The following is a 9530-nucleotide window of genomic DNA, read 5'->3' as shown; positions in this document are numbered from 1 at the left end:
AAAACCCCCGACCTTGATTAAAGGTCGGGGGTTTTTGCGTTTATGGATCTGCTATTGAGTAAGTGGCCTGCTTACTCCAGGCCTAGCTCCTGTATTTTTCTTGTTAAAGTATTGCGCCCCCAGCCCAGAATCTGGGCTGCTTCGACTTTGCGTCCTCCGGTACAAGCGAGCCCTGCGCGTATGCAACTCTCTTCGAAGCGGTGGGTCAGTTCATCGATAATGCCTGTTTCTCCGGCCTTGAGCCTGTGAATGACCTCTTCCGACAATAGGTGAGTCCAGTCTGTCGTTGCGCTTGTTTTGCTCTCTGCTGCATGGGCTGAAGCATGGGAGCCCGCTTTATTCGCATTGCGAAACTCGGGAGGCAGGTCGCAGCCATCGACCATTTGCCCTGGTGCCATGACGGTAATCCACTGGCACAGGTTTTCCAGTTCCCGCACATTGCCGGGAAAGGGTGCCTGGGTGATGAGTTCCATAGCTGCATTGCTCAGGCGCTTACTTTCGACGCCGAGGCTAGTGGCGCTTTTGGCGAGGAAGTGTTGCACCAGTAAAGGGATATCTTCGTGTCGTTCTCGTAATGGTGGCAGGCGCAGCCGGATGACATTAAGGCGGTGATACAAGTCTTCGCGAAATTGTCCTAGGCGTACGCGCTCTTCCAGGTTCTGATGGGTGGCGGCAACGACCCGCACATTCGCTTTGATCGGGGTGTGTCCGCCAACGCGATAGAAATGGCCATCCGAGAGTACCCGCAATAAGCGGGTCTGCAGTTCGGTGGGCATATCGCCTATTTCATCCAGGAATAGGGTACCGCCTTCCGCTTCTTCAAATCTGCCACGGCGGGTGGCTAATGCACCGGTAAATGCCCCCTTTTCATGGCCGAATAGTTCGGACTCCAGCAGGTCGCGCGGAATGGCTGCGGTATTGATGGCAATGAATGGCTTGCCACTGCGTATCGAGTGGCGATGCAGGGCTTCGGCTACGCGCTCTTTGCCGGTACCTGACTCCCCTGTAATCAGTACGGTTACATTGGATTGCGACAAGCGGCCTATGGCCCGGAATACATCCTGCATCGCAGGCGCTTGTCCCAGCAGGGCGGGTAATTCCTGTTGGGCTGGAATAAGCGCATCAGGCGCATGGTTTTCTGCCAGTGCACGCTCTATGAGCTGAACGGCTTGGTCGACATCGAAAGGCTTGGGCAGGTACTCGAATGCACCGCCTTGAAACGCGGCTACGGCTGAATCCAAGTCAGAGTGCGCCGTCATGATAATAACGGGCAGTTGCGGATGTTCGGCTTTGAGCTTGCTCAAAAATTTGAGGCCATCTGTGCCGGGCATGCGTACATCGCTGATGATGGCCTGCGGTACTTTGTCATACAACGCGTTCAGGGCGTCATCGGCATTGGTAAAGCTGTCGAAGCCGATGCCAACGCGGCCGAGTGCTTTTTCCAGTACCCAGCGAATAGCTTTATCATCATCGATAATCCATACCGGCTTGTCCATTATGCTACCCCTCTATTTTTCATTGTTTTTCGGTGATGGCGCATTCGTTGCCAAAAGGCAGGGCGATGCTGAAGCAGGTATATCCGGGATAGGAGTCAAACTCTATGGTGCCCCCATGTTGCTGGATAAAGGTTTGTGCCAAGGTTAGCCCAAGCCCCGTACCTTCTGCCCGGCCAGTGACTAGCGGGTAAAACACATGATCCTGTATTTCATCTGGAATACCCGGTCCGTTATCGATGATTTGCAATTTTAATGCCAAGTTATGACGTTTACGCGCTAAAGTCACTTGGCGACTGATGCGCGTTTTGAGAATGATCTCTCCTGTTCCTTTTAGTGCTTGCGCTGCATTGCGCGTAATATTCAGCACCACCTGAATGAGTTGCGCTTTATCTGCGATCAGAAAGGGGAGACTGACGTCATAATCGCGCCGGATGCTAAGTCCGGTGCCGAATTCGGCGAGAACGATACTGCGTACTCGTTCCAGAACCTCGTGAATATTGACCTCGCTGGCCAGCTGGCGTTTGTGTGGAGCCAGCATGCGATCGACCAGGGATTGTAGCCGGAGCGCTTCCTCGCGGATGACGCCGGTGTATTCCAGCAGTTCGGGCCGGTCGGCAATTTCATGCTCAAGTAACTGCGCTGCGCCACGGATGCCCCCTAGCGGGTTTTTGATCTCATGGGCCAGGTTACGGATCAGTTCACGATTGGCGCGCTGCTGCAGGAGTAAGCGTTCTTCGTTAGCAATTTTTCTTTGCTGGTCAATTGGGCGTAGTTCAACCAGTGCACGCCGGCCTTCATTATCTATTGGTGTGACGGTGAGGCCGACATGCAAGGATTGCTCATTGCGAAGCAGCAGTGGCAGGTCATGCTCGATAAAGCTGGCCTGACACTGAAGCGCACTTTGTACGGCATGGCGCAAAGCGCGGGAATCCTGAATCAGGTCAAACAAGCTGTGACGGGTCAGCTCGCGTTTCCCGACGGCAAACAAGCTTTCACAAGCTTGGTTGGCATACACGATATCACTGTCGTGCTCGATGATAAGCACGGGTGTTTCGAGCAGATCAAGTCCACTGAAGTTTGAGTCCGGCATGGCATGGGCCAAAGTAGAGGTAAGCCTTTTAGTTAAGCAAGAAGCTGTCCAGCTATGCCCAAGTGATGCGCTTATTGGCTCAGGCCAAGCTCGCGTTGCAGGGCTTGTACATTGCGTTCCCTGTCTTTCACCGACTCGCGCAGCACGGCAATGCGTTTGCTGAGCTCCGGATTGGTGCGTGAGTTGGTGCGCAAGCCCGCTTCCGAGTCCGATAGTGTGCGTCGGGCATCATCCAGGGCTTTTTGCTCGTTTGATAGTTCGCTTTGTAATATCTGGCGGCGGCCGCCATCGCGTTGGCGCTGGGTTTCGGGTGCGACAGTAGGAAAGCCGGATGAGTCGCTGCGCTGTGGTATGCGCATAGCAGCCTGGCTGGCCGGAGCAGAGGGAACGTTGATCGTGAGCGCCTTGGCGCCGCGTGCAGGGATATTGCTGTAGGTGACGTGCCCGTCCTGATCGACATATTTGTAAATGGTTGCCGCGCTGCAGGGCAGGCTGGCGAGACTGGCCAGCAAGAGAGCGGTAGCTGATTTCATGGCCTTACAATACAAAATAGAATAAATGGATGATAAGGAAAAGTGTATGCCACGTCATGCATAAATAAAAAACGGCAGCCTGAGCTGCCGTTTTTGTGATTTACATAGCCGGTTACAGGCTGTAGTACATGGCGAACTCAACTGGGTGAGTCGTCATACGGGTCAGGTTGACTTCCTGCATCTTCAGTTCGATGAATGCATCAATCCACTCATTGGAGAACACGCCGCCACGAGTCAGGAACTCGCGGTCAGCATCGAGTGCTGCCAAGGCTTCATCCAGCGAGGCGCACACTGTCGGGATCAGCTTGTCTTCTTCTGGAGGCAGGTCGTACAGATTTTTGTCGGCTGCATCACCAGGGTGGATCTTGTTCTGGATACCGTCAAGACCTGCCATCATCAGAGCCGAGAAGCACAGGTAAGGGTTGGACAGCGGATCCGGGAAGCGTGCCTCAATGCGGCGGCCTTTAGGGTTGGCCACATGCGGAATGCGGATCGAGGCGGAACGGTTCTTGGCCGAGTAGGCCAGTTTAACCGGCGCTTCATAATGCGGAACCAGGCGCTTGTACGAGTTGGTGCCCGGGTTGGTGATTGCATTCAGCGCCTTGGCGTGCTTGATGATGCCGCCGATATAGTAAAGAGCCATATCGGACAGGCCGGCATAGCCATCGCCTGCAAACAGGTTCTTGCCGTCTTTCCAGATGGATTGGTGAACGTGCATGCCGGAGCCGTTGTCACCAACGATAGGTTTAGGCATGAAGGTCGCAGTCTTGCCATAGCTGTGGGCGACGTTCTGGATCACATACTTCATGATCTGAGTCCAGTCGGCGCGCTGGGTCAGCGTGCTGAATTTGGTGCCGATTTCGTTCTGGCCAGCGGTGGCGACTTCGTGGTGGTGAACTTCAACGGGCACGCCCAACTCTTCCAGTAGCAGAACCATGGCAGAACGCAGGTCTTGTGAAGAGTCAACCGGAGGAACTGGGAAGTAACCGCCTTTGACGCCTGGACGGTGGCCAGTATTGCCACCCTCAAACTCTTCGGCCGAAGCCCAAGCCGCTTCTTCTGCCTTGATTTTCACGAAGCAACCGGACATATCGGTGCCCCAGGTGATGCTGTCGAAAATAAAGAATTCAGGTTCCGGGCCGAAGTAGGCGGTGTCACCGATACCGGAGGCCTTAAGGTAGGCTTCTGCGCGTTTGGCAATCGAGCGCGGGCAGCGGTCATAGCCCTTGCCGTCGGCAGGATCGACAACGTCGCAGCTCATGAATACGGTAGGCTCGTCGAAAAACGGGTCGATTTTTGCTGTGGACGGGTCTGCCATCAGCAGCATGTCGGATGCTTGGATGCCTTTCCAACCGGCGATGGACGAGCCATCAAAGGCATGGCCGCTTTCAAACCAGGACTCTGCATCTTCGGTCAGTACGTGTGCCGGAATGGTCACGTGCTGTTCCTTGCCGCGGGTATCGGTAAAACGAAGGTCAACGAATTTTACGTCGTTCTCTTCGATCAGTTTCAAAACGTCGGCTACCGCCATGGTGATCTCCTTAAGGCAACGCGCATCGGGTGGGATGCTACAAAATTGGCGTGAAATCTAAAGCATTAAGCATGCCAGCTATCTTCAGGTACTTTGATCATTGTGCCATAAGCAGATGGGATTGTTGATGCATATTGAGCGACTCATTTTGGTGCGGTTACGTGAGGCTGTGCACCTTATTGGTGCGCGCTTCGTGACTGGTCAGTCAGGATAATGAGCGCTATGCTAGAAACAATTTAGTAAAGCTAATTTAGGGGAATGCCATGAGCCACCGATCCGAAATTTTGCAACGTGCCCATGATCGGGCTACCCAATCCGATTTGCCTTATTCTGGTGCTGTCACGCCGGAGGAGGCATGGGAACTTTTGCAGAACCTACCGGGCGCTCATTTGGTAGATGTGCGTAGTCATGCCGAATTACAGTTTGTTGGTGTCATTCCCAATGCGGTATCTATTGAATGGAAAACCTGGCCAGGCATGCAGCCTAACCCGCATTTTTTGGCGCAGGCCGAGCACCAACTGGATAAGGAAGCCGTGCTGATGCTGCTATGCCGTACCGGTGCCCGCTCGGATGAGGCGGCACGACAGTTGGCTAGCCACGGGTTTTCCAGCGTGTATAACATCCTCGAGGGCTTCGAGGGTGACAAGGATGAGGCTGGGCACCGTGGGCAACTAAATGGCTGGAAAGCTCGCGGATTGCCTTGGCAGCAAGGCTGATTGTTATGCTTTATGGTTGATGTTTTGCGTGCAGCAAGGCAAAGTGTTGGCTATTGCCATTATCCGGCCTGTCAATTTCGCGAGTTGCCCCTATATGACCGAACGCTATGCCGTAATCGGCAACCCAGTGTCCCACAGCCAGTCTCCATTTATTCATACCGAATTTGCCAGCGCCAGCGCTTGCACCATACGCTACGAAAAGCTTTATGCCGAGTTGGGGCAGTTTTCTGTGGTGGCAGGCGATTTTTTTTCGGCTGGAGGTCGGGGGCTCAATGTCACTTTGCCTTTCAAGGGCGATGCCTTCCGTTTGGCGGATGAGGTTTCCGATCGGGCGCGTGCGGCCGAGGCGGTGAATACTCTAAGCCTGCGTGATGGCAGGCTCTATGGCGACAATACCGATGGTGTGGGCTTGGTGCGCGACATCGTCCAGAACCTGGATTTTTCCATCAAGGGGAAACGGGTACTGGTGCTGGGAGCGGGCGGTGCCGTGCGTGGCGTATTGGCCCCCTTGTTGGCGGAGCAGCCAGCTAGCTTAATGCTTGCCAATCGTACCTTGATCAAGGCCGAGGCCATTGCTCACCATTTTTCCCCTTGGGGGCGCGTTGTGGCAACGGGCTATGCCGAACTGGAAGGGCAGCATTTCGATATTGTGATTAATGGCACGTCAAGCAGTTTGTCCGGCGAGTTGCCACCGATACCGCATGGCCTGTTTTCACCGCGTGCCTTGGCATACGACATGGTGTACAGCAAAGGCTTGACGCCTTTCTTGCAGCGCGCACAAGGTGAATATGCCGGAATGCTGGCAGATGGTCTGGGAATGCTGGTTGAGCAAGCCGCTGAATCATTTGATATCTGGCATGGTATTCGCCCGGAAACTCGCCGTGTGACCAATATGTTGCGCGAAGTACTGGCCTGATTCGACTCCTTTCAGAGTGCCATCATGATGATGGCACTTGTTCCTGCTTTTCCTAGCCTCCGGTTTTTCTGCCTCATGCGTCTTGCGCTTAAAATCTTTGCCGTCTTATTGACGCTATTGGTGTTGTACAACGTATGGATTTTCGGGCATATCGTGTATTGGCGCAGTCATAACCCTTCGGTCAGTGCTTTTATGAGCGCGCAACTTACCCGTTTGCAGGCGGAAAATCCCGATGCCGAACTGCATCACCGCTGGGTGTCTTACGAGCGCATCTCGCCCAATCTGAAGCGGGCAATCGTTGCGTCGGAAGATGCCAAGTTTGTCGACCATGAGGGTTTTGATTGGGATGGTATCGAAGCCGCATTTGAAAAAAATCTGAAGCAAGGGCGCATCGTGGCCGGTGGCTCGACGATTAGCCAGCAGTTGGCCAAAAATCTTTTTCTGTCCGGCAAGCGCACGCCGTGGCGCAAGCTGGAAGAGGGCATGATCACCGTCATGCTTGAGGCCGTCATGGACAAGCGCCGCATCTTTGAAATCTATTTGAATGTGATCGAGTGGGGCGATGGTGTCTTTGGTGCCGAGGCTGCCAGTCGCCATTATTTCAATACCAGTGCCAGCCGCTTGTCTGCGGCTCAGGGCGCGCGCCTGGCGGCTATGGTGCCCAATCCCCGCTACTATGATGCCCATCGCAATGCACGCGGCTTGGCGCGTAAAAGCAATATTATCCAGCGTCGCATGCGTTACGCCGATGTGCCATGATGTTCTGCTTTTTGGCGCTGGAAGCTGTCCGTGCTTCCATGCTAGAATCCTGCCTTTCCTTCGTTCCTGCCGCACAAACGGGTGCGGTATTCGTATGGACTTACCCAGTCAAATTTTAACGAACATTCAGTTTTCGACTGAAGCACTAATACCCCGCCGTTAAAAACCGCGCGCGTTTGCCGCCGCCTGTTACGGCGGAAGGAGGCGCGCATGACGGTTCTCGAAAAGAAACCCACCGATCGTCTGCAAGATAGTCTTGCCCAGGTTCAGCGCCTTATCGAGCGTCACCATCTGGTCGAGGAACTCGTTCATCGTCAGGACATGCCCAAGCATGGCTTGGTCGAAGAGCTGGTTCACAAGCAGAACGTCAATGAGCTGCACCACAAGCTGGATCAGCTGCACCCGGCCGATATCGCCTACATCCTCGAATCCTTGCCGCTGGATGACCGTCTGCTGGTCTGGGACATGGTCAAGAGCGAGCGCGATGGCGAGATCCTGCTGGAAGTCTCCGATGCCGTACGCGAGACGCTGATTGAGTCCATGGATGCGCACGAGCTGGTCGCGGCCGCCGAACAGCTTGATGCGGACGAACTGGCCGATCTGGCGCCCGATTTGCCACGTCAGGTGGTGTATGAGGTGATGGGGGGGCTGGATGACGAAGAGCGCGAGCAGCTGCAATCCGCGCTTTCGTTCGAGGAGGGGCAGGTTGGCGCACTAATGGACTTCGAGCTGGTCAAGATCCGGGCCGATGTCTCGTGCGAAGTGGTATTGCGCTATTTGCGCCGCTTTGACGAACTGCCGGATCACACTGACAAGATTTTCGTGATCGACGACGACGACATTCTCAAAGGCGTGTTGTCGATCAGGAAATTGCTTGTTTCCGACCCGGATGCCGATGTATCCGAAGTGATGGCCACCGATGTGGTGACTTTTCATCCGGCAGATGATGCCGAGGATGCCGCATTGGCGTTCGAGCGCTATGACCTGATTACCGCGCCGGTGGTGGATGAAAAAGGGGTCTTGATTGGCCGTCTGACGGTAGACGAGATGGTGGACGTGATTCGCGAGGAGTCGGAGAGCGAAGTGCTGAGCCTTGCCGGTTTGCGCGAAGAGGAAGACTTGTTTGCTCCGGTGATCGACTCGGTCAAGAACCGTTGGGCTTGGCTGGCGGTTAATTTGTGTACGGCTTTTGTCGCAAGCCGGGTAATCGGCGTATTCGAGGGGGCTATCCAGCATCTGGTCGCGCTGGCCGCCTTGATGCCTATCGTCGCCGGTATTGGTGGCAACTCGGGTAACCAGACCATCACTATGATCGTTCGTGCCCTTGCCATGGGGCAGATGCAGCCAAATCAGGCGTGGATGCTGTGGCGCAAGGAACTGGGCGTGAGTGTCATCAATGGCGTGGTCTGGGGTGGGGTAATCGGGATTGTGGCGTGGTGGCTGTATGACAGCTTCTCGCTGGGGCTGGTCATGACGGCTGCGATGACGCTTAATCTGATTCTGGCGGCCACCATGGGGGTACTGGTGCCTACCCTGATGCAGAAAATGGGGCGGGATCCGGCTTTGGGGTCCAGCGTGCTGATTACGGCATTTACCGACTCGGGAGGTTTCTTTATTTTCCTGGGGCTGGCTTCTGTGTTCCTGATGTGATCATGATGACGATACAAGAAACGCTACGAGCCTGTCCCCTTGTCCGCCTGGATGCGCGCTTGCTGCTTATGGCTGCAACTGGTTTTGATCGTATGTATCTGCTGGCGCATGATGATGAGTCGTTGACTGTAGCCCAGCAGTCCGCGTTCGATGCGCTGGTTGCGCGCCGTATGGCCGGTGAGCCGATTGCCTATCTGCTGGGCCAGAGGGAGTTTTACGGCCGGATGTTTGCCGTGACCCTCGACGTACTGATTCCGCGGCCCGAGACGGAACATCTGGTTGATGCCGCATTGCTCAAAATCGGGCGCGAGCGTGCTGCATATGTGTTGGATCTGGGATGTGGTAGTGGAGCCATTGCTGTGACGCTGGCGCTGGAGGCGCCGCAATGGCAGGTGGCGGCGGTCGACTTGTCGGCGGCTGCTCTGCAGGTCTCCGTGCATAATGCGGCGCAACTGGGGGCGAAAGTGGCGTTCAGAGAGGGGAGCTGGTATGTGCCCTTGCCAGAGACTTCGCGCTTCGACTTAATCGTATCAAATCCGCCTTATATCCATCAGGATGACCATCATTTGCAAGAAGGTGATGTTCGCTTTGAGCCTAGGATGGCCTTGACCGATGGTGCCGATGGCTTGTCCTGTCTGCGTGCCATTGCGGCAGGGGCGCTTGCCCGCTTGTTGCCTGGCGGCTATCTGATGGTCGAGCATGGTTATGATCAGGGTGAGGCGTGCCGCAAGCTGTTTTCCGAGGCGGGTTTGTTGGCGGTCGAGACCTTGCCGGATCTGGCTGGGCTGGATCGGGTCACTCTAGGGTGCGCACCACAATAACAAAAGGCAGCCTGAGCT

At 55.1% G+C, this 9530-nt stretch carries 9 protein-coding genes; 5 read left to right on the top strand and 4 right to left on the bottom strand.

Annotated features, from left to right (window positions below):
- Positions 1–71 precede the first annotated feature (71 nt).
- The 4 genes from ntrC to glnA all read right to left on the bottom strand — a co-directional run bounded on the left by ntrC (position 72) and on the right by glnA (position 4650).
- Positions 72–1499, bottom strand: coding sequence for a nitrogen regulation protein NR(I) (gene ntrC / locus GQF02_RS14510; RefSeq protein WP_160798082.1), 1428 nt, complete (start codon positions 1497–1499; stop codon positions 72–74).
- Positions 1500–1515: 16 nt separating this feature from the next.
- Positions 1516–2586, bottom strand: a complete 1071-nt coding sequence (gene glnL / locus GQF02_RS14505) for a nitrogen regulation protein NR(II) (protein ID WP_160798076.1) — start codon at positions 2584–2586, stop codon at positions 1516–1518.
- A 71-nt stretch (positions 2587–2657) separates the two neighbouring features.
- On the bottom strand, positions 2658–3119 hold the full coding sequence (locus GQF02_RS14500; protein WP_160798074.1) for a DUF4124 domain-containing protein: 462 nt from the start codon (positions 3117–3119) through the stop codon (positions 2658–2660).
- 112 nt (positions 3120–3231) lie between these two features.
- Positions 3232–4650 carry a type I glutamate--ammonia ligase gene (gene glnA / locus GQF02_RS14495; protein ID WP_160798072.1) on the bottom strand — a complete coding sequence of 473 codons (1419 nt, stop codon included), beginning with the start codon at positions 4648–4650 and terminating at the stop codon, positions 3232–3234.
- A 263-nt stretch (positions 4651–4913) separates the two neighbouring features.
- Between glnA and GQF02_RS14490 the strand changes: the two genes are divergently transcribed.
- From GQF02_RS14490 to prmC, 5 genes are all read left to right on the top strand, one after another.
- A complete protein-coding gene (locus GQF02_RS14490) occupies positions 4914–5366 on the top strand; it encodes a rhodanese-like domain-containing protein (protein WP_160798070.1) in 453 nt (150 codons plus the stop codon).
- Between the two features lie 94 nt (positions 5367–5460).
- A complete protein-coding gene (aroE, locus tag GQF02_RS14485) occupies positions 5461–6282 on the top strand; it encodes a shikimate dehydrogenase (protein WP_160798068.1) in 822 nt (273 codons plus the stop codon).
- Positions 6283–6357: 75 nt separating this feature from the next.
- A complete protein-coding gene (mtgA, locus tag GQF02_RS14480) occupies positions 6358–7041 on the top strand; it encodes a monofunctional biosynthetic peptidoglycan transglycosylase (protein ID WP_160798066.1) in 684 nt (227 codons plus the stop codon).
- Between the two features lie 210 nt (positions 7042–7251).
- Positions 7252–8691 carry a magnesium transporter gene (mgtE, locus tag GQF02_RS14475; RefSeq protein ID WP_124736385.1) on the top strand — a complete coding sequence of 480 codons (1440 nt, stop codon included), beginning with the start codon at positions 7252–7254 and terminating at the stop codon, positions 8689–8691.
- A 5-nt stretch (positions 8692–8696) separates the two neighbouring features.
- On the top strand, positions 8697–9512 hold the full coding sequence (prmC, locus tag GQF02_RS14470) for a peptide chain release factor N(5)-glutamine methyltransferase (RefSeq protein ID WP_160798080.1): 816 nt from the start codon (positions 8697–8699) through the stop codon (positions 9510–9512).
- The last annotated feature ends 18 nt before the right edge of the window (positions 9513–9530 follow it).

The organism is Craterilacuibacter sinensis (assembly GCF_009831765.1).
Lineage (GTDB): Bacteria > Pseudomonadota > Gammaproteobacteria > Burkholderiales > Chromobacteriaceae > Craterilacuibacter > Craterilacuibacter sinensis.
The sequence above is the reverse complement of the archived record's forward strand: the minus strand, read 5'-3'. Positions and strand labels throughout refer to the sequence as shown.